The organism is Haladaptatus rarus (genome assembly GCF_054177585.1).
Map to the genome: position 1 here is coordinate 186,161 of NZ_JBPEHG010000005.1, position 24,386 is coordinate 210,546.

Sequence of the window (24,386 nt, forward strand, 5' to 3'; positions counted from 1 at the left end):
GTTCATCTCTTCAATCATGAACGTACTCGTCTTCACGCCGAACTGTCCCGTCCCTTTAGAGGACGGGAGTGCGGTACACATCTATAACGTTTGTGACTTCTTGACGAAGCGAGGCCACGATGTCTATCTAGCTCACTTCGACCAACAGTCCGAGCGAGATGAGCAGGATGCGGAGCGAATAGCCCAAGCGATACGCAAACGAGTAGCGATAGACCACCCCGATAGATACAGTAACCACGTTAGAAGGATGAATCGAGTCGCCACTGCGGCAGGTATCGTCTCTCGATGGAAACTCGCGTGGTCGGGACTCCGACGCGTGCGGAATGAAGTGGAGCGGTTCGCCATCCGCAACGACGTCGACGTATTGCACGTCCATTCTCCGAAAGCGTCGGCACTCTCGATGCTGCAATCCGACGTTGCACCTAAAGTGCTGGACTTGACTGATTCGTTCAGTCTTTACTACGCACGCGAAGCCGCTCGTGAAGAGAAGTTGCTCGACAGCCTGAAAAACCGGGTCAACAGCCACTTCTATCGTGGATTAGAGCGGACACTTCTCCAACATTACGACGTAACGACCGTGGTATCGGAGGCGGATCGGAACGCACTTCGTTCGATACAAAGCGACGCGAGAGTCGAGGTCGTGACCAACGGCGTCGACACCGAGTACTTTTCGAAGCGAGGCGAACCCTCGGCCGACGAACCGACGCTTGTCTTCCACGGAACGATGGATTTCTCGCCGAATGTTCGAACCGCGCGATACATTGCCGAATCCGTGTTTCCGAAGGTTCGAATGCAGTTCCCCAACTCGTCGCTCTGGTTGGTCGGGAAGAACCCCGCCGAAGCGGTCAAGGAACTCGATGAGCAGAAGGGAGTCCACGTCACGGGGTACGTAGACGACGTTCGAGAGTATCTCGAGCGAGCGAGCGTGTATCTGGCACCTATGCAGTCCGGAAGCGGTCTCAAGAACAAGATACTCGAAGCTATGGCGATGGGGAAACCGGTGGTGACGAACTCACTTGGTGCCGAAGCGTTCGGCGAGACGATCACCACAACGCTCGAAATCGCCGAAGACCCGGAAGCGCTGGCTGCGGCCACGCTCTCGTTGCTCGACGACGAGGAAGAACGAGCGCAGCGCGGGGGCCTGTCCAGAAGGGCAGTCGTCCGGGAACATTCGTGGGAGAGCGTGGCCGCGTCGTACGCCGACGTGTACGAGAGCCTCCTGACTGAGCAGGCTCTGAGACGACCGGTCTCGTCGTAGTGGTTGGATTGCTAGCTCGAAAAGGGTCGTTTCGATCGAGTATTTCGGGTCATGAACACGAACGAGTCGTTGAACTCTCGCTCAAAGGCGTTCGGGGCGACTGACCCAGGATCAACGACGAACGTTATGGTTTCGAAACAATACAGCGGAATTTCGGTGTGCATAAAGACGACCGAGATAGTGACAGTCGTCATATGACATAATTTTATATTCAATTCATAGGGTAAACTATTTAGAGACTTTAAACTAATATATTGAAACATAATATATGGCATCTTTATAAATTATATGTCACATTACCAAAGGCTAAACCGGAGGGTACTTAAACCTGTTATACTGCATTGAAGACTGCATGGCACGCAATGAAAAGGCACGCGATTCCAAATGCGAGACGTATAAATTTAGCCGCCGGAGCTATCTTCGGCTTGCTGGAAGCGCTGCGGCGACGGTCATTGGCGTCGCAGGTAGTAGCACGGCAAGTTCGAACAATGGTCTCTTATTGGAAGAGAACTTCGAGGATAACGACTACCAACAGATATTCACCGATACCTCATATCGAAACGCGGACAACGAGAGTCTTGTGTCGTCGGTCGCAAAAAATGGGTCGAATAGTCTCAAAGTCGATATCGAAGAAAACACTCATCAGGGGACATGGGCGAAGTACGACCCCGTAGAAGCTGGCGACTCCAGCGAGGAACTCACCGAGATGTACCTGAGCTACTGGGTAATGTTTCCGTCCGACTTCCAAGCGGGACGCGGTGGGAAGCTACCGGGAATCGTCCACATTGGGCCAAACGGAGGAGGCGTCGGTGGAGATCCCGCGATGGGGACGAACGGCTGGTCATGTCGTATCACCTACGAGGGAGCGGGAGGCGACGAAATAAAAATTGGCCCCTACGTATATCACATGGATCAGTCGGGAACGTACGGAGACCCACATAGGAACACCGTCATCCAACGCGGCAAGTGGGTGAAGATTACAGAGTACGTCAAACTCAACACGGTCAGCGGCGGGAGTGCGAACAACGACGGCGAACTGAAGATGTGGGTCGATGGGAATCTAGAGTACGAGCGAACTAACTTCAGGTTCGTCACAGATCGCTCGCTCGGCTGTAACTGCCTCTGGCAGATATACTTCGGTGGCAACTGGACCTCGCCGAAAGATCAGGCCGTCTTCATCGACAGTTTAGCTATCAGCGAGAGTACAAAACCAAAAAAACTCGCCGGGTGATGGCTCAGAGGGGTTTCCGACGACCCGTCGGGGACGGTCCTCGAACTCGTCTCCGGAGACGACACGTCGGGCGTCACGTACGAGTTCACGGTCGATGGGTCAGTGAGCAAGCGGACGAGCGCCGAAGACAACTCCGCCGAGGGCAACGACAGCGTCACGAACAGCGGTGACGGAACGACGACCGTCTCCGGACTCGCTGGCAATGGCTACGGCGACTCTTATCTCGTCGATGGTACCTTCACGTCGATGACGCTCGACGAGAGCAAGTGGACGCTCCGCTACGGCGGGAAGGAAGTGACGGTCGCAGACCTCACGGGAGAGAGTGATTCCCCATCGAAGACCATCGTCATCGACGGTGAGTCCGCGTCCAAACTTCGGGAGTAGCAACTCCTTCACCTATTCCGGAGCGATTACATATCTTACCATCAAGGGGCAATAGGACTGTCAAGGTCGATGGCGGGTCCTCAGGCGACGGGTCGCTGTCGAAGTCCCTCGTCGTGGACGGCAGCGAGTATCCCAGTGCATCCACGGACTATGTGATTAGCGTCAGCGGTGACGTCAAGAAAGCGACAAACGCAACTCGATTCAGTCGAGCGAAACGGTCGACGCTGGCGACCTGACCGGTGTGGTCTGGGGTGGCAAGGACGGGTCCTGCTACTCCGGGGCACTAACCAGTATGACGCTCAACGGTCCGGCGACCGTCCGCATCAAGAAAGACTCGTAAGCGCACAAGTCTTCGCCGAGACCTCTCAGCGCAGATATGACTTCAAGAGCAGTTCTATCCAGTCAATCGCGGTATCGAGATGGGAACCCTCCGTCCCGGAATCAACGCTCGTGTCGTTCGTCTCGGCGGCGACGTGACCTGCCCTCGGCGTCGTCGCAGTGAGGTTTGCCCACTCGGGGTCGGCGAAGTTGCGTAGGTCGAGCACCCAGACGAGTCGCTCGTCGTCGTCCTCCGGTTGCCATTCGACGGTGAACGTGTGCGTTCCGGGATAGAACTCGCGGGGCGGAGACCGATTCGTGCGGTCCGCGATAGACGTGCGAGTGGTCGAGCAGTTATCGTCGTATCGGGATTCGAAGAACGATAGCGCCTTGACTTGGAACGGTGGGGCCGCAGTGAGCGTGAAGTCATTCGGATTCTCGTAGCCGAACGTCACATGGTACGTGTCTTTAGAGACGGCCCTCACGTCGACGAGAGTGACGTTTATTTTCTCCGGAAGGAACGCTTGATGGCACCGTTCTTTGAACGGGTTGACGTAGACTTTCTTCCCGCCGTCTTCATCGATTACTTTCAACAACGTCACATACCCGCGTTCGGTTCCAACGAGTTCGTCCGAATGTTCGGCGTCCTCTGCCTCGGTGGGTGGTCGAAGTATCGTGGACTCGTTTACCGAACGTTCGACGATGCCGTAATTGTGACCGTACTGGAAGAAGCCGACCCATCGCATCCGAATCGTGGCGGTGCCCTCGACTCTCACCGCAGTGCAGTTGAGGAACTCGACCGTTGGCTCGTCGCCCGCAGTCATCCGGCGGTCGGTGAGAGCAGTATCTCTCTTCCCATCGACGCTCTGATCGACCTCTGCACCGATATCTGTACCGACTCCCGCACCAACAGTCGTCGGAATGCCAAGGAGAACCACTCCCAACAGGACGACTACGTTCAACAAGTGGGTCGCGTACGACCGGCGAGAGACTAATCGCCAACGACGACTCTCAGCGTCGCTTCCGACGGAGTCTCCGCTGGCCCGGCACTGACGACTGCCACACCATTGATGAGCATCCTCGTCCGTCGCTGTCGAACGGTTCTCCGAATCGTCTCCTTCTGCGTCGGTATCGAGCGGCACAGTTTCCCCCGCTATTATTCGACCCGCGGGATAATGAGCGTACCCGCTAGTCCAGTTAGCGACAGTTCGCTTCGATTGTCAAGGTTCGATTCTAATTTCTCCGTGCGGAGTACTATAATCTCATCTGCGCGTCATCCTTCGATGTACGGTAACGCCACCACGAGGTGACACAATTGTTCAAATAGGAGAACGCAGTAGTAGAGTCTCACGTTTGCTCATTGCCCGCTGGTACATAACCGACGGCGAGAATGCTGACGAAGCGGCATCGGACGTCTGTAAGCGTGCCGGACTGACACCGTCTGGGTCGGAGTCGGGACGCGAGTACTCGATCCAAGCCTACGAGAAGTGAGTGATCCCCACGACGAATTTCGTCCTGGTCGATGCTGATGATTGAATCTGTTCTGCGGGCACCGTGATTGCCGCTGGCGAGTTGGGAGCACCTGTCCTCCGGCGTCTCTATCAGGAGTTCACGGACCGTGACAATGACGCGGCCAGAGCGAGCGTCATCGGCCACTACGCCGTTGCAGTGAAACACGGGGAGACCGTCACCGTGTTCACGGTTCCGCAGGGGGGCGCTCAGTCTCTACTACACCGACGGGGATTCGCCGTACGTCGTCTCGAACTCACTTCAGGTCGTCGCAGAATGTCTTTCGGATCCGGTCGTCGGAGCCATCGACGTAGTCGCGACTTCCCTCCAGTTCCACACGCCGGGCGAGCAGACCTTCTACCGGAATGTCAAACGTTTATTCGGGTCGCAGGCGATAGAAATCGACCTCTCGAGCGGCGAGCAATCCGTCGTAGACCTCCCGAGTTCGATATGCACGCTCTCGTCGGACGCTTCGATAGGCGACGCAGTTCGGGAGTATCGAACCCGGGTGCCCGAAGTTTTCGACCACCTACCGGGAATCGACTCAGTCACGCTCAACGTCATCGGTGGTCTCGACTCTCGTACCGTACTCGTTGGGTTGTTAGATCGGGGGGTGACGCCGCAACTGCTTTACGGCGTCGACAACAACCCGCTGGTCTGCACCGGTAGTTCCGACCGCGAAATCGTCCGCCAGTTGGCCGAGGCGTTTGACCTCTCCTTCTCGCAGATGGACTGGTCGGGCGACCATCCCCATGACAGCGAGACGCTCGAAAAATCGTTCGAACGCTACGGGTTTCTGTTCACGCTTCACGGGGAGGTCGACTCGTATCCCGACGCACTCGACGGTGGCATCACGCTGTTTCCGACGCTACAACTCGGCGGCTACTCCTCGGTTTTCTCGAACTCGAAGATATGGGAGCAACCGGACGAGGAGTACTCGTTCGACGACTTGATGGACCACTACGTGGACGACTTCGTCGGCAATCGAGCGTTCGACTGCGAGCGAACGTACCGCGACCACGTCGGAGCGCACATAGAGAGCGCGCTCCAGCAGTCGCCGCTCGACTACGACCGGTCGGGCAAATCACTGAGTACCTTCGTGCAAGCGCAATTTCTATTGGATATTCGATCATCGGCGACGATAGCGAATCTGATGAACGAGTTCTCTCACTACGTCTCGCCGTTCGGCCTGAAGTGTCTCCACAACCCCTTGCTGACGGTTCCGATGGAGTACAGACGGAATGACGAGTTCTAGATTCGAGTAATCGATAGTCTTGCGCCCGAAATGTTCGACGTGCCGTTCCACTCCGGGACCAAACGACGGCAATCGACTTGAACACGTTCCGGATGCGACGCCCACTCGAATACCGGATTCGAAATAGACTGAAAGTGACCCCCGGCGAGATGCAATCGGAGTTCGTGAAGCCAACGGCACGAAGCGTTCATGAGCGAGTCACGGCCGATACGTCCGACGACCTCACAATGGGGAATCGCACTCGGCGAGATACCGGTATGCACGTCACGAACGACTCGTTGACCGCCGACTGCATCAGTTCGACGCTCGATGAAGATAGTCTTCCAGCGGCTACGCTGGTGCGGTTTAATCTATCAAACGGTATGTATCAAAAATTGATACGATTGGGTACAACGCGGCGTAGTCACGTAGAGTACCCCCCGAGTCAGTGAGTCGGTACTCTCGGTATCGCTACCCGACTATCGGTACCCTAATGACTTCAGTCGATCCATCACTTCCGTGGAGTTCTCCGACCGTTCGACGCCGCTACTCCCTCGCGTGTCGGTTCCGTCCAGCAGTTCGGCGACGACGAACTGGACATACTCCTCGACCGACTCGAAGTTGGTTCCCTTGATGCGCCGTTCGCACTCTTCCCAGAGATCCGCCGGAAGTCGAACGCTGGCTTCCTCAGTCATGCAGCAGGGGTACGACGTTCTGTCTGATGAACGTACTGGCAAACGAGACAGCGATTCGTGGCGACCGAAATGACGTTCAGCGAGTTTCCAGCGCCAGCAACGCGTCCGCGAAGAACTTCGCTGCCCAGTTCGGATACCGGAACCGGAGATAGCGACCCCAGACTGGATCCGAACCGGCGAGCGCACCCCGTAATGGGAGCGGCCCGGTCGGACGATGTCTCGATTTGAGATAGTCGAGTTCGTGAACGGCTGCGGAGCGATATTGCGGGTCCCCTGTCAGTTCTGCGAGTCGAAGCCAGACGAGCGTGGTCTGTGCGTTACCGGTGAGACAGCAGTACGAACTGCCGTTCCACGACGAATCGTACTCGCCTCGCAACACGCCGTCTCGGTTCTTCACTTCGAGCAACCGGTCGGCCGAGTCCTGTGCCGCGTCGAAGAGGGCGTCGTCGTCGAGTAGCACCGCACCTTCGAGCAAGCCGCGTATTGTGTACGCGATGGTGTGCAGGAACGGGGGCTGCCCTCGCTCGAAACTCGCTTTCTCGAACCAGCCGTTGGCGAGGCGTTGCTCGGCGACCCAGTCGAGGTTCCGCTTGGCGGCATCCCGGAACGCGTCGCTGCCGGTACTCTTTGCGGCGACGATGAGCGACCAGCCGACGCGCGAACTGTAGCTGTGTACGGTGTCCTTGTAGACGTAGGTGTCCCAGTAACCGTCCTCGTGTTGCACCGACAGCAACCAACTCGCGGCCCGTCGGGCAGCCTCTTGGAACACTTCCTCACCTGTCTCTCGGTAGGCCCGAATCAGTCCGAAGATAATCTGCCCGGTGTTGAACACGCTCGGTGAACTCTCAGAGTTGGGGTCGGCACCCGCTGGAAAGCCGCCGTGTTCTCGCTGGGTGGTCAGTAGCCACTCGGCCATGCGATAGGCGCGCCGACGTGCTTCTCGCGCGTCGGCGTAGCCCGCGTAGTCATAGAGCGTCGGGACGATGTATCCGGTCGTCTCCGGATACGGATCCGCCCACCCTAAAAAGAGGTTGTACGTGGCTGCCGACCCGCCACACCCAGTCACGTCTTGGCTCCGGAACAACCATCGAATCGCCGCCTCGAGATGAACTCGGCTCGGTGCGGGCATCGTCTCCGTTCCGGCAACTTCCGCTCGTAATTCGTGGACAATCGGTATCGGGTTTAGTGTCATAGCTTGCCTGCTCGTTCGAGTTCGGCGAGACGGGTTCGGATGTGCCGTCGTTCGTCGATAGTTCGGTTCTGCCGTTCGATGCCGTCGCGGTGAGTCTGGATTTCCGCGAGGAGTCGTTCGACTGTCTCTGGTTCCTCTACAGCGCGGTCGTCACGTTCGTCCGGGTCGGATTCGAGGTCGTACAGTTCGACCGTCTGGTGTTCCCGGTTCCAGACGAGTTTCCACGGCCAATCGTAACACGCAAGCAACAGGCCGTTGTCCACGTACTGGTCTGAGACCGGGTCGTACTCGTAGACGACCTCCGAGAAGACCGGGTCGTCGTTCGAGTCGTAGATGCTACTCCCTTCGAAGGTAGTCATGGTCTGGTCTAGCACGTCAGCACCGCTCTCCGTGAGGAGTGTGGTCGGAACGTCTACGAGCGACGTTGGCCTCCGTATTGTCGTCTCGTCGATGCCCGGCCCTGAGAGCAACACCGGCACCCGAACGACTTCGTCGTAGAGTGCTCTGGGTCCATGACTGAAACTGCCGTGGTCGTACAGTTGTGTTCCGTGGTCGCCGGCCACTGCGAACAGCGTCTCCTCGTAATAGTCCAGTGAGTGAAGCGTCTCTATTAATCGACCGACCGCTTCGTCCGTGCGTCTGACTTCCGCGTCGTAGAGGTCGTCTATCTGCGTTCGTTCCACGAGTGAGACGCCAGTTCGGGCGTCCGTTTCCCCGTTGTGGTACGATACCTTGTGCCAGATTCGACCCTTCTCGAAATCCGAAATTGGTCGCAATCCGAGTCGCCGCAGATCCTCGCCCCGGGGCACCCAGGGGTAGTGCGGGTCCATGTAGTGGATCCACAGGAAGAACGGTTGCTCCGAGCCGGCGTAGTGTTCGAGCCACTTCTTTACCACGTCCGTGACCCGTTCTGCGGGTTCGAGCGGCGTTCGCCCCGTCACGGCGAGAGCCATCCGGGCCAGCGAGCCGAGTTTGTCCCGCAGGAGTTCGTTGCCGGTCAGTAACGACTGCGCCGTCCCCAATAGATCCGAGACTTCCGACGATTCGTCGTCGGTCAGAAAGTCCCGGAACACCTCGAACCCCCTGTCGTAGCCGTAGTTCCGAGTCAGCCATGGGTTTCCGGCGTTGAATCCCGCTGTCGCGTAGCCCGCCTCGTCGAACGCCTCCGCCAGGCTCTTGGTCTCGTCGGGGAGTCCTGCACCGCGAGCATGACTCAGTGAGTGCAGTCCGCCGAGCAACGACTTGAACGAGTAGTATGTCGGGATGCCGTCGGCAATAGCAGTCGTGCAGACGGTTCCACCGTCGGCGAGTCCGTCCAAGTTAGGAGTCGTCGGTCGCTCATAGCCGAGAAATCCCACCCGGTCGGCCCGTATCGAATCGATAGTGACGTAGACGATGTTCGCCGGTTTCTCTCTCATGAGATCTGCAAGCGCACCTCCGAGACGGAATCGTGAACCACCGAACGATGTTTTCGTGTATTGTAATTGCGTCGTTACCCGTCACGAACCGGTCGGGAACGACGCGTTTCCAATGGTATAAGAGTGGTTTGCTCGACTGTACCGCCAACTCCTCGACTAACTCGCGTGCCTCTCGAATCCGACACTGGATGCCCATCCGCGCAGTGTAGTTCGTCGCCAGCCGAACGCCGTCGGGTAGATCCACCCGCTCGACTGCGTACCACGAGGTGTCGTACGCCGGAAATCCGTGCCGGAGTCGGTCCACAGCGGCGACTTGGGCGTCCGCGCCCGTCACCGACTCGAATTCCGTCGTCGCTATCTCCCCGATTCGGTGGTCGCTCTCCTCGAAGTTTTCGGGGTCGTACCTCCCACCGAAGAAACAAGTGTAAATGCCGTCGCTTCACTCGCTCGGATTTCCCGCTCGATCATACTGACGTTCCTCGAGACACCGAGAGTTCGTAGTTTCTCGCCGTAGCCGACCTGATAGCCGAGCGCAGCAGGGTATACGTCACCTCTAAAATCGGTTCGTACGGAGATAGACTTACACGAGTGGGTGATAATTGAGTTCTCGCATTGCGTCCGCAGAATCCGGCGCGAGGCTGGCCACGAGGTCCCTGCTGAGGTCGGCGGGCGTAGTGAGAACCTACTCGTCGAACTCGGTGGTTCCGTCGGGCGTCTCGACTTCGTAATTTCCGTTCAGTTCTCGAACGCCTATTACAGGGGTGTCGAGGTGTACGCGCTCGGCGTGTGCTTCGGGAAGTCACTGGAATCCGTCTCGAACGAAATCGCGGTCGGCGTGTCCCGACCACCAGCAGTTCGCTTGATGGCGGCCTTGAGAAGACTGCCATCACGCGGTTCGAGTGATGGTTCCGTCCGGTCATCAAGCAGGAGCGCGTCTGCGAACAGAGCGTGGTAGTGTGGAAGTTGTACAGGAGACCGTTCTCTGCAAGACGGTCGATGTTTATCGATGAGGCCACCGTAACACCACCACTGTCCGAATCCGGCGTCGTAAAAGACGACCATGAGAACGTCCGGGGCGTCTTCCGGTGCTCGGGTCTGTCCGGGCCACTAATTTTCATATTCTGCATACGTGCGACCGATGTGGCTGTGGAATTTTTGTTCTGGCATTTGGTGATAGTTGCTGTTGTTCGGTGGTTTATGACTCGCGTCGCATCGTCGTTTGAAATCCCTGAGTATCGGACGAACTCACCAGCTTTGCCATCGCGACGTTCCGTCCGGCCGGGGGTATCCGAATCGCAATCCAAATACGTAGTATGGTTTATAACTCGTCGGTATCATGAGGGACGTCCATACGTTGTTCGAACGGAACTGGCACGCAAAGGGTAGTAACGGGATGTAAACGCTCGTAGACGACCGACACGCCCCGCAAAACGAGGAGGGAGGTCGATGAGCGACCTTCTGTTGTCGGTGCAGGATCTCCACATTCGCTCGGAAGACCACGACGATCTCGTCTGAGCGGTCGACGGCGTCAGCTTCGACGTGAATCGCGGTGAGACGGTTTGTCTGGTCGGCGAGTCCGGGTTCGGAAAAACGGTTACCTGCGAGCCGGTCACCGTTTTGGTGGAGGCCGCGGAGACGACCGGAGAGATGCGATACGAGGGCCGGAATATCGTCGGATTGCCCGAGTCCGACCTGCGGTCAGTACGGGGCGACCGTATCGCCCACGTCTTTCAGAACCCGCAGAACGCGCTCGACCCCGTCTAAACCGTCGGCCCGCGACTGGTTGAGACGAATCGATTCGGCCGAGACTGTTCGAAGGGAGCGACCCGATACGTTTCGAGTAATTCGACAACGAAGGGAGAGGATTTCCACCACGACGGTACACTTATTGACTTCCCTCTGGTTACGAGTGTCATGTCTCTCCGTGACAAGTTTCGAGTCCTCTTGGAGGACACCAATGCCGTCCCTAGGAAGCTACTTCGGACGTGGTACTTACGTGGCGGCAGGAGCTTCAACCGGAGTGGAATCGACATCTTCGCCGAAGATTGGGACAACCTCGTCGTGTTGGACGCGTGCCGATTCGACGCGTTCCGTCACGTCTGTGCCTTCGAGGGGACCCTCCGGAAGGTAGAATCTCGGGGTGCGACGAGCGAGGAGTTCATTCGAGGGAACTTCACAGAGCGAACCGCCTACGACACTGTTTACGTCTCCGCGAACGGCTACTTCGATCTGCTCAGCGAGGAGATAGACGCCGAGGTTCACGACTTCGTTCCCCTCTATCAAGACGAGTACCGAGACGCGGCAGGCGGCCTGACGACCCATCCGGAGACGGTGACGAAACGCGCCCTCGAAGCAGACAAAGAGTATCCACACAAACGACTGATGGTCCACTATCTCCAACCGCACCAGCCATATCTCGGTTCGTTCGCTTGCAAGCATATAGACCATGGTCACGGCCTGAACATCGTCACGACCCGAAATCAGAACAGAGATCTAACCGACGCCGACCTATGGCGGGCGTATCTGGAGAATTTGGAACTCGTGCTGGGAGAAGTGGCGCGTCTCCTCGGCGTGTTCGAGGGCAAGACCGTGATTACGGCAGACCACGGCGAGTTACTCGGAGAGCGTCTGCCCCTCGTTCCAGTCAAGGACTACGACCATTGGTACGGCATTCACGTGCCAGAACTACTGGACGTTCCCTGGTTCGAATTCGATGGCGGGCAGCGTAAGGAGATACGGGCAGAACAACCGGACGAGCGAAACGCGGCGGAGACCGAGGAAGTCGAACGACATCTCGCTGACCTCGGTTATCGGATCTGAGCGGAGACAGTGGACGGTTTCAGTCGCGTTAGGGTACGCGCACCCTGACTCCGCGCTTGGAGTCGAGAAGTTCGTAGCCGTAGTAGGGAATCAAAATGATTACTTAATCAACTATTACAATGACGAGTATGACGGGAGTCCGATTACGTACACTCACCAGCGTGAGGAAAAAGGCCTTGCTCACACGTTACTGACTGTTGAACCCCACATCGAAAACGACTTCATGCTGATGTTAGGTGATAATATCTTCGACGCCAATCTCGGAGATGTAATCAAACGACAACAAGAGGATCGAGCTGACGCCGCGTTCCTCATCGAAAAAGTTCCCTACCAGGAAGCAGATCGATACGGTGTGTGATACCAACGATTATGACGAGATCACCAACGTAATCGAGAAACCCGAAGAGCCACCTTCGAATTTGGTGATGACCGGATTTTACACCTTTGCGCCCGCTATCTTCCGTGCCTGCCATCTCGTGCAGCAGTCGAACCGCGGCGAGTATGAGATCAGTGAGGCCATCGACCTTCTGATTCAGAGTGGCCGAACCATCGATGCCATTCGAATGGATGGTTGGCGAGTAGACGTTGGCTACCCTGAGGATCGCCAGCAAGTAGAGAGACTTCTCCGCGGCGAAGATTCTAACATGAGCGTCGAAGGGAGGTCTACCGATAAAAAGGCAGAAACGTAACACAAAGCTGATTCCGGTGTGGGGGATGGGGTCATCGAGGTAATTTCATAGCTTCTAACAAAATCAAAACTAATACAGAGAAGGCACCATCTAATTAGGCCAGTTTGAGAAGCGAGCAGTTCAGTGGTTTCGGTGTTCATGCTTAACCAAGAACTGCTCAGTGAAACGTTTGAGACGGCGAATCTTAAATGTCGGGAGCGTTCGCCGTCCGGCTCCACGCGACGGGGTGTTCACTTAAGGAGCCACGAGCAATTCTTCGCCTCTTCGGCGTAGAACGCTCACATCAAGCGATCTTTCAATGGGTTCATCGAGTTGCTGACAACGTTTCCGACCCGCCGTCGGCGCAGCTGACGCGGGTCGCAGTTGACGATACGCTGCCAAAATAAACGGCGAGTGGTCTTGACTGTATACTGCAATAGAGACCGACGCAAAACTGCTGCTTGGCGTTGCTGTGTTTGATCAGCATGGCACCGATTCGACGGCTGAATTTCTCTCTGAACTAGCCGAAAAACACGATCTCTCGGACGCAACGTTCCTCGTCGATGGTAACGGCTATCGGGCTGCCCTCTTTCGAATTGGATTGAGCGGTCAGCTTAAATATACAGAGCGAAACCGATTGGAAAGTGGTTTCACACGCCCAAACTGCGGATCGGCTGCTTCCACAACTCCCGGGTAGGAAGTCGGCGAAGCGTCCAATAGTTTCTTGCACAGTTTATGCAGTACTGCAACTATATGAGTCCATACCAATCGATCAACGAATATTTTTGAGGAGAAGCTAAACTAGACAGTGCCACAGAGAAGATACCATTTAATAGTAGAATAGGAATTTTTACTGAGGTTTAATTACCATCCAAGGGAGGAATCCTCGGCAGTAGTAAATGAAGTTGAGAGAACTGAGCTCGGAAATTTTCATTATAGTGCTGCTCACTAACAGAGGAAATCAAAAGTCGAAATCACCATGAACAACAGCCACTCAAAGCCAGACCGACCCCACATAATAATCTACATTCAAGATACTTTCTACTCGCGACATCTATCCTCCTAACCTGTGTCTGAATCCTCTCGTTGTTTGAATCTCACACAGCGCCGACGAACTTCTAGCACGTTAGCGCATCAGTTGGTCGATACCAACGATGCGGAGCGTCCGCCACCCCGTAATCGCGGCTGCGAGCGTCCCGATTACCAGTGCGATCGCTCCGCCGAGCAACAGCACTTCCGTCGGTGCTCGCACGAGGTCCTCGAAGCCGACGAGTCGCTCGGCGAGGTAGTTCAACGCGACCACGAACGGCGGCGTTGCGGCGACACCGAGGAGGCCACCGGCCACACCGAGGAGAACACCCTGTGCAGTTACCATACCGACGAGCGTCCGTGAGGATATCCCGAGCGCTGAGAGTGCGGCGAGTTCCCTGCTCTGCTGGAAGACGACTATCGAGAGGACGTCGAGCGTCAGGGCAAACCCCGCGACGACTGCGAGGACGACCAGTGCCCCACCGACTGCGATGATGATCGTGTTGTGCTGGAGAACAGACCGCATCTGCTCGTCGTTCGTTCGAACTGTGTACTCCGGATACTCCTGCTGGAGTTCTTGTTCCACCTCGTTTCGGTCTGCTCCGTCGGCCAGCGAGATAGTGATGAACGTCGCCTTGTCCGTCCCGGTCGTCCCCGTGACCTCCTGTAGCTCGCTCAGGTGCGTCGTCACGGTCGGCGCACCCAGAAAACTGGAGAAGGTCGACGAGATGCCGACGACCTCGAACGTGTTATCCCGCGCGCTCTCGACCGAGCCGCCGATGTGGAGCGTGTCGCCGACGTCCACGTCGAACATCTCTGCGGTTCGGGAGTCGATGATGACCGTCCCCGTCATCGGTCCCTCGTAGGTTCCATCGTCGTAGTGGACGTCCGACTGCTGGAATCCCGACCCCGCTTCGATGTCCACGAACGGCCCTCCGCCGGGGACGCCGACGCCGACCAGCGTTCGCGTCTTCCCGGAGCCGTTCCCGACGTAGACCGCCTGAAACGCCATCGGGACGGCTGACGTAACGTCGTCGCGGGATTCGATGTCTCGGGCCAGTTCGTGGGAGTCCAGGATGGACGGGCCGTATCCTGCTGGTCCGTTCGAGAGCGATCCCCCCGTGATCCAGAGGTCTCGACCCGACGCATCGAACTTCTGCTGGCCGGTCTCGAAGACACCGACACCGAGGCTAGCGAGGAGGGTGGTCGAGAGCACTGCGATGGCGATGCCGATGACTGCTAGTATCGTCCGTGACCTGTCGTGACGGAGTTGGGCGGTGGCGACTGCCACAGCTACTCGAATCCGGCTCATCGCATCACCTCCGTCACACCTTCGCTCCGGCGTTCCATCGCGAGCAGGTACGGCGCGACCAGGATTCCGATGAGGGCGGCGACGCCGAATCCGTAACCGACCAACAGGGGATGGAAGGTAGCGATGGGAACCGGCCCAACGACCCGAGTCGCTACGTAGTTCATCACCTGTGTCGTGACGTAAGCTAATGCGATACCGAGTGTGCCCCCGACGAGGGTCAACGCGAGGGCTTGTACCACGAGAAGGGCTGCCCGCGCCCGTCGAGAGAATCCGATCGCGGTCAGCGTTGCCAACTGTTCGCTGTCGGCTTCGACCTGCAAGCCCTGCGTGGTGGCGACGAATAGGGAACCAACGACGATCGCGATGATTAGCGCAGCTAACGCCATCGCCAGCGATAGATCGGAGTCGACGGCGTTACTGGCCGTGAACCCCGTCCGCGTCACGACGGTCGTACCGGGGAATCGGTCTTCCAGTTCGGGTTTCAGCCCGCCGGTGGTGGACTTCACGAGTATCTGGTCGGCCTGATCCGTAGATTTTGCTCCCGTGATCGCTTGCAACTCGCTCAGGTGGACGACCATCACCGGCAAACCGGACAAGCCGGACTCGACTGCTGCCGGTTCGACGGCGGTTGCTTCCAGGTTCTGTCCCCCTCCCCCCGAGAGGGCACTGCTGACCGTGAGATTCGCATCGGTCGAGACGTTCAAGCGGTCGGCCGCACCTTCCGAGAGGACTGCTTCGCCGGTCCACTCCCCGTCGTAACTGCCGTTAGTGAAGTACTGATCGCCAGGAGAGAGTGGCGCAGTCGGGAGACCTGCCACACGGTCGAGGCGGGACGACGGAATCACGCCGATGCCGAGGACGTACTCGCTTTTCCCCCCGGATTCGACCTGTACCACCGAAACGAGGATCGGTGTGGCGTATTCGATACGATCCTGCCGGGTGAGCGTGGCACTCTTTCGATGTACGTCGCCGAGCTGCGGCTCACCGGCGGAGACGACCATCGTGGACACGTCCGCCGATTGGGGAACGACCCAGTAGTCGACGGCATCGCTCCGGACGGTCGTTTCCTGCACGAGACCGAGTCCGAGGGCGGTCACGACCAGCAGGAGGGCAACGGCGACCGCAACCCCCGCGACACTGACGGCGGTCTGTCGCGGAGCGGTGCGGGTTGCTTTCGTCATCGTTCGGCGAAGAGCCACCCCGACTAACCCGCCCCACCGCGAAAGCCAGCTACCCATCTTCGACCCGTCCGTCGATGAGCCGTATCACACGATCAGTTCGGTCGAGTGCTCGTTCGTCGTGGGACGCCAGCAGCACCGCCCGGTCTGTCGCCACGTCTTCTAGCAGGTCGAGGATGATCGCCCCACTGTCGGTGTCGAGTTCGCCCGTTGGTTCGTCTGCGAACACGATGAGGGGGTCGCCCACGAGTGCGCGTGCGACCGCGACCCGTTGTTGTTCGCCACCGGACAGTTCGTTCGGTCGGTGGGTCTGCCGGTCACCCAGTCCAACTCGTTCAAGCAGGTCGGCTGCTCGCTCGCGGCGCTTCCGCTTGGGGACGCCGCGTTCGACGAGCGGGAGTGCGACGTTCGCACGCGCGGACAGCGACGGTAACAGGTGGAACCGTTGGAAGACGATACCGACCTGCTCCAGTCGCAGGCGGGTCAACTCCCGACGAGAGAGCGACGACACGTTCTTTCCCGCGAGCGTCACCGTCCCACTGGTCGGCGTATCGAGACCTGCGAGCAGGTGGACGAGCGTGGACTTTCCGCTTCCACTGGGCCCTGCGAGGCCGACGAAGTCGCCGCGCTCGATCGTCATCGAAACGTCAGAGAGTGCCGTCACTGTCGGACGGTTACGGCGCTCGTTACCGAACCGAAGCCACGATCCGCCGTCGCGTTGGTACGTCCGCCAGACGTTCGAACACGTCACGACCTCGTCTCTCGCACTCGATACTCTGGTCGCTGTCTGTGCATCGTCGTTCATCGACCCCCCCATACGAACTAGTATTCCGACGATATGGACACACTTAGCGTTTCAGGCCCCTGGCTGTCTGCCCTTTACCCTAATCTGTGGATATCCAAGGGCGTGTCTCGTTGTAGTTGTCTAGATAGCTGTTCGGATAGGTCCTCAGATAGCTTCCCAGAAATCTATCCGCAACTCCCCATCTTTTTGCTCTCGGCACGAGATTCCCGCGATATGGAGTATACGACACTCGGCGACACCGGCATGGAGGTCAGCAAGATCTGTCTCGGCTGTATGAGCTTCGGGTCGAGCGACTGGCGCGAGTGGGTGCTGGACGAAGACGAGAGTATGCCGATCATCGAGCGTGCCATCGACCTGGGTATCAACTTCTTCGACACCGCGAACATGTACTCGCGCGGCGAGAGCGAGCGCATCCTCGGGAAAGCCTTGGAGGGCCGGCGCGAAGAAAGTGTCGTCGCCACGAAATGTTACTTTCAGATGAACGACGACGACCCGAACTCGGGCGGTCTCTCGCGGAAGGCCATCGAACAGGAACTCGACAACTCGCGCGATCGCCTCGGGATGGACACCATCGACCTCTATCAGATCCACCGCTGGGACGACGACACACCTATCGAGACGACGATGCGGGCGCTCTCCGACGCGGTTCGGCGCGAGAAGGTGCGCTACCTCGGCGCGAGCTCGATGTGGGCACATCAGTTCGCGGACGCCCTCCACACCAGCGACCGCCTCGGACTCGACCGGTTCGTGACGATGCAGAACCACTACAACCTCATCTACCGCGAGGAAGAGCGAGAGATGCTTCCGCTCTGTGACCGCGAGAGGGTTGGCGTCATCCCGTGGAGTCCCCTCGCTCGGGGATTCCTCACGCGACCGCACGAGGAGTTCGAGGACACGACTCGCGGCAAGACCGACGACTACGCGCACCAACACCCCTACGGTGAGGGCGGTGGTGTCGAAGTAAACGAGCGCGTGCAGGAACTCGCCGCCGAGAAGGGGGTCACGATGGCCCAGATCGGATTGGCGTGGCTCTTCCACAAGGAGTGGGTGGATGCCCCCATCGTCGGCACGACCAGCATCGAACACTTAGAGGACGCTGTCGAAGCCCTCGATATCGACCTCTCGCGGAGCGATATGGCGTATCTCGAAGAGCCGTACGAACCGGTTCGCGTGTCCGGGCACGAATAACGCCTTCGTGTTCAGGGCACGAGTAAGCGGACATCGACTACGAGAGGTTCTTCCCGGTGTCGACGTTCCGATGCTCGTGTGCGCCGGCGCAGACGATAAGTGGCGATCAGTTCCGGTGGTCGAGCGAACCGCCAGCTTCGTGCCCGAGGCTCGGTTCGAGCTATTCGAGGAAAGTGGACACTATCTTACCGTCGAAGAACTGAAACAATTCAATCAGGTGGTGGGCGATTTCGTCGAAGGCCGCTGATGAATGTGTGCCCTCCATTCAGCACGACCGCTACAACCAATCGATGGACGAGTTTTGAAAAGGCCACAGGAGTAAAACTGTTGCGGAACGATGACGTGCTGTGGGGGTTACCATGGGTCAGCTATCCGACCACGTATCACGGCGACACGTTCTCGCGTCCGGGGGAGTTCTTCTCACCGGAACGATCGGCTTGAGCATCGCACGGCAGACTTCGAGTTCTCGATCCTCGAACGGAAGCCGTCTCCTCGTGGAGAATCCGACGAATCGTCCACACCTGTTCTCGCTCTCGGTGTCGAATCGACCGATCTCGGCGTACCGCGTGACGAACGAGCACGGGGAAACGAAGTCCGTCGAAAGCGGTGGTGACGGGTTCGGATTTCCGTTCACGATGCGGGCGACGCGAATCGAGCCAGAAACGAACACGATCTTCGACCGCGAGTACACCGTCGAGGCGGACTCCGCGCTCTCGCTTCTGTTGAAGGGGATGCCGGAACGAGGAGAACTCCTCTACACGCTCAAGCCGAAGTTGGCACACGAGACGACGTTCGTCTCGACGTGGGGAACGATGGGTTGCAGTTCTCGCTTCGATATCCATCTCAGTCCCACGGAGACACGGAGTTCGTGTGGCAGCCGACTTTCGGATTTCGACCGGTTCGACGCCGGGAAAGAGTACACGATAACCCTCTAGTCTTAGAAACCTGTACTTGCTCGACCCTGAGTTCGGCTCTGTTAGCCGGAAGGGTAGAAAGTGGCAGGCCTCTACTAGCACGCAGGCGAGACGAGCAGCGGGGAATCCAAGGTGCAGATGTCGTCCGAACCGAGGTGCGTCTCCATGCAACTCACGCAGGTAATAAAACAGATAGAGCACGCGTTCGCGCCAGTTCGAGAAGTGATGAAACCGATCCTGTCCAATCCGACGGTACTCGGCCTGTGGGCGGTGTTCGTCCTCGCGTCTGTCGGCGTCCTCTGGTGGGACATTCGAAAGCGCAATCAGGCCCTGCCGTCGCTGATGAAGTTCGTCTGGGCGCTGGTCGTGTTGTACTCCGGTCCGTTCGGGTTGGCCATCTACTGGTACTCGGGTCGAACGCAGATATCACACGATTCGCTGTGGCGACGTAGCTTTCGTTCGACCGCCCACTGTTACTCCGGGTGTGGCGGTGGAGAAGTCGTCGGGCTGACGGCGCTGGTCGGCGTGCTGGCGGTCACAAGCATACTGTGGCAGGCCGCCGGTACGTTCACGCTGGCGTACCTCTTCGGGTACGCGCTGACCGTCGGCCCGCTGATGCAGGAAGGTGTCGGGTTCAAAACGGCGGTCATGGACGCCTTCTACAGCGAGACGCCGTCGATAACGATCATGGAGATAACGGCCATCGGAACCGACCTCCTGATCGCAGGCGGTGCGGAGTTCGGGTCGCTCCTGTTCTGGGGCGCGCTCGCCTTCTCGCTCTCGGTCGGTTTCGTCTTCGCGTTCCCGGTGAACGTCGTGCTCATCCGACTCGGCGTCAAAGAAGGGATGATGAACCCCGCTGAGATGGGACAGGGGAACCGCGGGAACGCACAGGCCGCGGATTGAACAGCAGTTGTCGGCGCTATTCTTCCCGTTGGAGTCGTTCGCGCCGTTTCTCGAACTCCTCTTCGGAGATGTCGCCGCGAGCGTAGGCCATCCGTAGTTCTTCGAGCGCGCGGTCACCCCCGCCGATACCTCCGTTGCCACCCCCACCCGCGAGCATGCGGTACGCGAGGTAGCTGAATCCAACGACGACGAGGAGCGGAACGAGCATCATGAGCCATCCCAACAACGGCACCTGTCCGCGGAACCCCGGTCCCACCATCGACCCACCCATCACACCCATCAATGGAGCCACGAACGCCAACAGCAGTAACGGGACTAACAGCAGGACGGCGAGAACGACGAGGAAGATTCGGAGCAACGAATCACCGTCATCTGTCGTAGCCATGGTTCGTACTTCGACCGTGACACGAATAACGGTTTCCTCGGTACCGATTCGGAGGATTTCCCCACCACCGTTAACTCCGCACCGGACGAATTTGGCTCGACGCATGTCCTTCGATTCCGACCGAGTCACGACCGTCACGTTCGACTCCTACAGCACGCTAGTCGATGTCGACGCGGCAGAGAAAGCACTGGCCGAGCGCGTCGAGAACCCGGAACCCGTCTCGAAGCTCTGGCGCGCCCGGTCGCTCGAATACACCTTCGTCGCCAACCATATCGACGCCTACCAGCCGTTCTACGAGATGAACCGGGACGCGCTCCAGTACGCCCTCTCTGCCAACGACGCCGATATCTCCGAAGACGAGCGCGACGAGATACTCGCCGTCTACCACGAACTCGACGTGTTCGACGACGTGCGCGATGGCATCCGTCGCCTCCGCGATGGGGGCTACGACTGCTACGTCCTCTCCAACGGCAACCCAGAGATGCTAGATTCGATGGTCGAACACGCCGATATCGGTGACCTCCTCGTGGACACCATCAGCGCCGACGAGATAGAGACGTTCAAGCCCGACGCGGAGCTGTACCGCCACGGCGCTGACCGGACGGGAACGCCTATCGACGAGATTGCCCACGTCACCGCCGGATGGTTCGACGTGCAGGGCGCTCAGCACGCCGGGATGCAGGGTGTCTGGGTAGACCGCAAAGGAAAACCGTGGGAACCGTTCGATGGCGAACCGGACTCGACCATCGAATCGTTCTTCGAACTCGCCGAGGAACTGGGTGTGTAGCGACTCGGTGGAAAGGCGTGTACTGATCACACTATTTTGTACTGACTGTACTGGAATGTACTGAAATATACTGGTCTACTCACGCCTTCGATTAGTCGGTCACTCGTGGCTTCGCCACTCGTTCCCGCCTTCACACCCCTCGCTACTGCTTTGCCCACTCGCCCCCACTTTCGCTTGCCTGCTGCTTATCGACCACCGGATCGTGGACGGGCGTGCCATAGCACGCCCGTCCGCCCATCTCGACCTTTGATTGCCACCGTTTTTGATGGCCTCCATTTGAATCAACGGACGGCCTTCGCCCTTCTTGCTAGTATCCAAAGTAGAGTGCCACTGGTCCCTTAGAAAACAAACTCTACCGTGGGTCACACCGGATCGAAGATGCGCCTTCTGTTCCGAACGCCGTTCGAAACAGAATCGTCGTCGCGCTCCCCGTCGTGAACTGACGCACGACCACGCTCTCCCCCACGTTCAGACTTCGTCCGAACCTCGCTCCGTCTCCGTACACTCGCAGAACTCCCTAGTTCTGTTAACCACAACCGAAGAAAAAGTGGCGTCCCTATAGGTACACATGAACGTCGTCCAGAGTCTCATGGAGGCCGCGAAGTTCTTCGGCGAGATGACGTGGAAGACGTGGTGGGCGCTGGTGCTCGGGTTCACCATCGCGGGGGCCGTGCAGGCGTTCGTGAGCGAAGAGCGGATGACGGACGTGTTGGGCGGTCGGGGGCTGAAGGAACTCGGTCTGGGGGGCTTCTTCGGCTTCCTCTCGTCGAGTTGTTCGTTCGGAGCCGTGGCGACGACGAAATCGCTGTTCAAGAAGGGGGCGTCCCCGGAAGCCTCGTTCGCCGCGTTCCAGTTCTCCAGTACGAACCTCGTCATCGAGATCGGACTGGTGATGTGGATCCTGCTCGGCTGGCAGTTCGTCGCCGCCGACGTGTTCGGCGGTATCCTGATGATACTCCTGCTGGCGGCCATCACGAAGTACGTCATCCCCGACTCGTGGTTCGAAGCCGCCCGCGACCACGTCCGTGCAGGCGACGAGGAGAGCGGAACCGTCCGCGACCCGGTCTGCGGGATGGACGTCGACCCCGATTCCGACGACACGCTCAGCGTGGAGACGGACGGTGGAACCGAGTACTTCTGCTCGGAGTCGTGCAAGCAGACCTACGTGAACCAGCAGGAAGACGCGACGTGGAAGGACAAACTGACCACCGTCTCGGGGTGGAAGAACGCCTTCCGCAACGCCATCGGCGAGTGGGAGATGCTCTGGGACGACCTCGTCATCGGGTTCATTGTCGCCTCACTACTCGCGGCATTCGTCCCGCGGTCGTGGTGGACGCAGTTGTTCACCCTCGCACCGCAGGGCACCGTCGCGTGGGTCGTCCTCGGCTCCGCGATCGGCGTCTTCGTCGGGGTCATCACGTTCGTCTGTTCGGTTGCGAACGTCCCCTTCGCACTCGTGCTGTGGACCTCGGGCATCCCGTTCGGTGGTGTGATGAGCTTCATCTACGCCGACCTCATCGTCCCGCACATCGTGGACATGTACCGCAAATACTACGGCAAACGGTTGGCTGCGGTGCTGTTCGTCTCCATCTTCGTCGTGGCGACCGTGTCGGGTATCGTCACCCACTACGCGTGGGCCGCGGTCAACCTGATTCCGAAGCAAGGTTCGACCAGCGGGTCGGTGCCACATACCTACACGACGGTTCTCGACGTGGTCTTCACCGCCGTCTTCCTCGCACAGGTGTACGTGACGTACTTCGAGTCGAGCGGTGAGCACGAAGAGATGGCTGCCCACGCCGACTGAATAGCTTTGCAGCTGCTTACGACCAGCTCACAATCTACGCACTAGTTCTTTCAGTTTTCGTCCGAGTTTCCGACCCAACCAGACGTAATCGTCGACTGGCGAGGAGTCACAGTTCGGCCCCTCGTCGATGTCGCAGGCGTCGTTCGATTCGCTCACGAGTCGATGTTGGCCACCTGACTACTTGTATTGTATCCCTACCACAAGACGAATTCGAGAATCAATTTAGACGTGGTCTACTGATACGGATGTATCGCCACGACCTGACGAGAGGATTGTACGAATCGACCTCAACTACTAACTATCTTCACTCTGTACTACTCGGTGATGTCCTACTACGACCAGCAACACGTAGCCGGAACGTTCGACGAAGTGGTCGAGCAAACGACGGACGCCCTCGCAGAGGAAGGATTCGGAATCCTGAGCGACATCGACGTGAGCGATGCGTTCGAACAGAAACTCGACATCGATGACTATCCGGAATATCGAATCCTCGGTGCGTGTAATCCGCCACTGGCAAAGCAGGGGATGGATGCAGAGCAGAACCTCGGTGTCCTCCTCCCCTGTAACGTCGTGGTCTACCAGTCCGACGACGGCGTCGTCGTGAGTATGGTCGACCCCGAAGCGATGCTTTCGATCGTCGACAACCCCGAGATGGACGACATCGCAGCGGAGGTTCGTGCGCGGTTCGACCGCGTTCTCGATACCCTCGCTGCCGAGTAAGGCGATCCGATCGCTACGACCCATCCTCTGCGAGAAGAGGACATGTTCCCTAATATGACAATATTACTTCCTTAAATACTTGCGAGTTCTACAGGGAATTGCGGTCGAATATGGCAACGAGTGACAAGATAGACACAGTCGGTTCAGAGAAGGACGCCGGGGGCGTCTTTTCAGATGAATCACGCCGTTCGTTCATGAAGAAGGGGGCGCTCACGGCGAGTGCACTCGCGCTCGGTCTCGGTGGCGTCGGTACCGCTGCCGCCCAAGATTCCGAAAACGTGCTCGTGTACACCTACGCATACCACCCGAACGTCCCGTTCCGCGTCACGAACGCGCTCGAACAGTCCACGGTCGTTCGCCTACTCCGCCGTCCCGGTGGGGGTGACGTGCCTGAGATCAGCCAACCCGACGACTACAACGGATGGGTCATCCGGTACGACCTCGGTGGTCCAGATGCTGCGATCACGGCGCTGATGTTCTCGCGAGACGCCACCTTCAGTCGCGGTGATCGACGGCGGCTCTCCGGAGACGCCACCGTCTTCAGTAGCGAACTCAACTTGCTGAGCACCACGACTCGGAGTAGCAGCGACTAGGAAGACACAGAAACAATATTTATGGGAGTGGCCTTCTC

General features: G+C 58.3%; 24 protein-coding genes and 3 pseudogenes. 17 read left to right on the forward strand and 10 right to left on the reverse strand.

The window, feature by feature from the left end; translation table 11 throughout:
- The first annotated feature begins 16 nt into the window (after nucleotides 1–16).
- From ACR3FE_RS13855 to ACR3FE_RS13865, 3 genes are all read left to right on the forward strand, one after another.
- Complete coding sequence (locus tag ACR3FE_RS13855; RefSeq protein WP_458207744.1) at nucleotides 17–1,258, forward strand: glycosyltransferase family 4 protein; 1,242 nt, start codon at nucleotides 17–19, stop codon at nucleotides 1,256–1,258.
- A 352-nt stretch (nucleotides 1,259–1,610) separates the two neighbouring features.
- The gene (locus ACR3FE_RS13860) at nucleotides 1,611–2,489 is read left to right on the forward strand and encodes a polysaccharide lyase (protein WP_458207745.1); all 879 of its coding nucleotides are present in this window, start codon (nucleotides 1,611–1,613) and stop codon (nucleotides 2,487–2,489) included.
- 102 nt (nucleotides 2,490–2,591) lie between these two features.
- Entirely contained in the window at nucleotides 2,592–2,873 is a 282-nt protein-coding gene (locus ACR3FE_RS13865; RefSeq protein WP_458207746.1) for a hypothetical protein, read from the forward strand.
- A 365-nt stretch (nucleotides 2,874–3,238) separates the two neighbouring features.
- On the opposite strand, the gene ACR3FE_RS13870 is transcribed toward ACR3FE_RS13865, so the two are convergent.
- Nucleotides 3,239–4,333, reverse strand: a complete 1,095-nt coding sequence (locus tag ACR3FE_RS13870) for a hypothetical protein (RefSeq protein ID WP_458207747.1) — start codon at nucleotides 4,331–4,333, stop codon at nucleotides 3,239–3,241.
- 211 nt (nucleotides 4,334–4,544) lie between these two features.
- On the opposite strand from ACR3FE_RS13870, the gene ACR3FE_RS13875 reads away from it, so the two are divergent.
- Complete coding sequence (locus ACR3FE_RS13875) at nucleotides 4,545–4,682, forward strand: hypothetical protein (protein ID WP_458207748.1); 138 nt, start codon at nucleotides 4,545–4,547, stop codon at nucleotides 4,680–4,682.
- 526 nt (nucleotides 4,683–5,208) lie between these two features.
- Entirely contained in the window at nucleotides 5,209–5,955 is a 747-nt protein-coding gene (locus ACR3FE_RS13880; protein WP_458207749.1) for a hypothetical protein, read from the forward strand.
- A gap of 458 nt (nucleotides 5,956–6,413) precedes the next feature.
- Here the strand turns inward: ACR3FE_RS13880 and ACR3FE_RS13885 are convergent, their stop codons facing one another.
- The 4 genes from ACR3FE_RS13885 to ACR3FE_RS13900 form a co-directional block, all read right to left on the reverse strand.
- Complete coding sequence (locus ACR3FE_RS13885) at nucleotides 6,414–6,629, reverse strand: hypothetical protein (RefSeq protein WP_458207750.1); 216 nt, start codon at nucleotides 6,627–6,629, stop codon at nucleotides 6,414–6,416.
- 76 nt (nucleotides 6,630–6,705) lie between these two features.
- Complete coding sequence (locus ACR3FE_RS13890) at nucleotides 6,706–7,821, reverse strand: prenyltransferase/squalene oxidase repeat-containing protein (RefSeq protein WP_458207751.1); 1,116 nt, start codon at nucleotides 7,819–7,821, stop codon at nucleotides 6,706–6,708.
- Nucleotides 7,818–9,239 carry a sulfatase gene (locus ACR3FE_RS13895; RefSeq protein WP_458207752.1) on the reverse strand — a complete coding sequence of 474 codons (1,422 nt, stop codon included), beginning with the start codon at nucleotides 9,237–9,239 and terminating at the stop codon, nucleotides 7,818–7,820. The genes ACR3FE_RS13890 and ACR3FE_RS13895 overlap by 4 nt, the downstream gene beginning before the upstream one ends.
- A gap of 753 nt (nucleotides 9,240–9,992) precedes the next feature.
- On the reverse strand, nucleotides 9,993–10,301 hold the full coding sequence (locus ACR3FE_RS13900; RefSeq protein ID WP_458207753.1) for a hypothetical protein: 309 nt from the start codon (nucleotides 10,299–10,301) through the stop codon (nucleotides 9,993–9,995).
- A 471-nt stretch (nucleotides 10,302–10,772) separates the two neighbouring features.
- Between ACR3FE_RS13900 and ACR3FE_RS13905 the strand changes: the two are divergent.
- The 4 genes and pseudogenes from ACR3FE_RS13905 to ACR3FE_RS13920 form a co-directional block, all read left to right on the forward strand.
- Nucleotides 10,773–11,003 (forward strand): annotated as a pseudogene (locus ACR3FE_RS13905) (ATP-binding cassette domain-containing protein); the annotation flags it as partial.
- Nucleotides 11,004–11,153: 150 nt separating this feature from the next.
- Nucleotides 11,154–12,059, forward strand: coding sequence for an alkaline phosphatase family protein (locus ACR3FE_RS13910; protein ID WP_458207754.1), 906 nt, complete (start codon nucleotides 11,154–11,156; stop codon nucleotides 12,057–12,059).
- Between the two features lie 55 nt (nucleotides 12,060–12,114).
- A pseudogene (locus ACR3FE_RS13915) lies at nucleotides 12,115–12,748 on the forward strand (sugar phosphate nucleotidyltransferase); the annotation flags it as partial.
- Between the two features lie 138 nt (nucleotides 12,749–12,886).
- A pseudogene (locus tag ACR3FE_RS13920) lies at nucleotides 12,887–13,516 on the forward strand (IS6 family transposase).
- 337 nt (nucleotides 13,517–13,853) lie between these two features.
- Here ACR3FE_RS13920 and ACR3FE_RS13925 read toward each other — a convergent pair.
- Genes ACR3FE_RS13925 through ACR3FE_RS13935 form a run of 3 tightly spaced genes read right to left on the reverse strand, consistent with a single transcriptional unit; the run spans nucleotide 13,854 to nucleotide 17,051 of the window.
- Nucleotides 13,854–15,068, reverse strand: coding sequence for an ABC transporter permease (locus ACR3FE_RS13925; RefSeq protein WP_458207755.1), 1,215 nt, complete (start codon nucleotides 15,066–15,068; stop codon nucleotides 13,854–13,856).
- Complete coding sequence (locus ACR3FE_RS13930) at nucleotides 15,065–16,249, reverse strand: ABC transporter permease (protein WP_458207756.1); 1,185 nt, start codon at nucleotides 16,247–16,249, stop codon at nucleotides 15,065–15,067. The genes ACR3FE_RS13925 and ACR3FE_RS13930 overlap by 4 nt, the downstream gene beginning before the upstream one ends.
- 49 nt (nucleotides 16,250–16,298) lie before the next feature.
- Nucleotides 16,299–17,051: an ABC transporter ATP-binding protein gene (locus ACR3FE_RS13935; protein ID WP_458207757.1), complete on the reverse strand. Its 753-nt coding sequence runs from the start codon at nucleotides 17,049–17,051 to the stop codon at nucleotides 16,299–16,301.
- A gap of 213 nt (nucleotides 17,052–17,264) precedes the next feature.
- Between ACR3FE_RS13935 and ACR3FE_RS13940 the strand changes: the two genes are divergently transcribed.
- From ACR3FE_RS13940 to ACR3FE_RS13955, 4 genes are all read left to right on the forward strand, one after another.
- Nucleotides 17,265–18,239, forward strand: coding sequence for an aldo/keto reductase (locus ACR3FE_RS13940; protein WP_458207758.1), 975 nt, complete (start codon nucleotides 17,265–17,267; stop codon nucleotides 18,237–18,239).
- A 70-nt stretch (nucleotides 18,240–18,309) separates the two neighbouring features.
- Nucleotides 18,310–18,486, forward strand: coding sequence for an alpha/beta fold hydrolase (locus ACR3FE_RS13945; RefSeq protein WP_458207759.1), 177 nt, complete (start codon nucleotides 18,310–18,312; stop codon nucleotides 18,484–18,486).
- A 112-nt stretch (nucleotides 18,487–18,598) separates the two neighbouring features.
- Complete coding sequence (locus ACR3FE_RS13950; protein WP_458207760.1) at nucleotides 18,599–19,174, forward strand: hypothetical protein; 576 nt, start codon at nucleotides 18,599–18,601, stop codon at nucleotides 19,172–19,174.
- 144 nt (nucleotides 19,175–19,318) lie between these two features.
- Entirely contained in the window at nucleotides 19,319–20,059 is a 741-nt protein-coding gene (locus ACR3FE_RS13955) for a DUF4396 domain-containing protein (protein WP_458207761.1), read from the forward strand.
- A gap of 16 nt (nucleotides 20,060–20,075) precedes the next feature.
- Here the strand turns inward: ACR3FE_RS13955 and ACR3FE_RS13960 are convergent, their stop codons facing one another.
- The gene (locus ACR3FE_RS13960; protein ID WP_458207762.1) at nucleotides 20,076–20,444 is read right to left on the reverse strand and encodes an SHOCT domain-containing protein; all 369 of its coding nucleotides are present in this window, start codon (nucleotides 20,442–20,444) and stop codon (nucleotides 20,076–20,078) included.
- Nucleotides 20,445–20,547: 103 nt separating this feature from the next.
- Between ACR3FE_RS13960 and ACR3FE_RS13965 the strand changes: the two genes are divergently transcribed.
- Nucleotides 20,548–21,231: a haloacid dehalogenase type II gene (locus tag ACR3FE_RS13965; RefSeq protein WP_458207763.1), complete on the forward strand. Its 684-nt coding sequence runs from the start codon at nucleotides 20,548–20,550 to the stop codon at nucleotides 21,229–21,231.
- Between the two features lie 568 nt (nucleotides 21,232–21,799).
- Nucleotides 21,800–23,035, forward strand: a complete 1,236-nt coding sequence (locus ACR3FE_RS13970; protein WP_458207764.1) for a permease — start codon at nucleotides 21,800–21,802, stop codon at nucleotides 23,033–23,035.
- Nucleotides 23,036–23,062: 27 nt separating this feature from the next.
- Here the strand turns inward: ACR3FE_RS13970 and ACR3FE_RS13975 are convergent, their stop codons facing one another.
- Nucleotides 23,063–23,191, reverse strand: coding sequence for a hypothetical protein (locus tag ACR3FE_RS13975; protein WP_458207765.1), 129 nt, complete (start codon nucleotides 23,189–23,191; stop codon nucleotides 23,063–23,065).
- A gap of 168 nt (nucleotides 23,192–23,359) precedes the next feature.
- Here ACR3FE_RS13975 and ACR3FE_RS13980 point away from each other — a divergent pair, with 168 nt between their 5' ends.
- Together ACR3FE_RS13980 and ACR3FE_RS13985 are read left to right on the forward strand one after the other, a co-directional pair.
- The gene (locus tag ACR3FE_RS13980) at nucleotides 23,360–23,755 is read left to right on the forward strand and encodes a DUF302 domain-containing protein (RefSeq protein WP_458207766.1); all 396 of its coding nucleotides are present in this window, start codon (nucleotides 23,360–23,362) and stop codon (nucleotides 23,753–23,755) included.
- Between the two features lie 110 nt (nucleotides 23,756–23,865).
- Entirely contained in the window at nucleotides 23,866–24,348 is a 483-nt protein-coding gene (locus tag ACR3FE_RS13985) for a twin-arginine translocation signal domain-containing protein (protein ID WP_458207767.1), read from the forward strand.
- Nucleotides 24,349–24,386 lie beyond the last annotated feature (38 nt).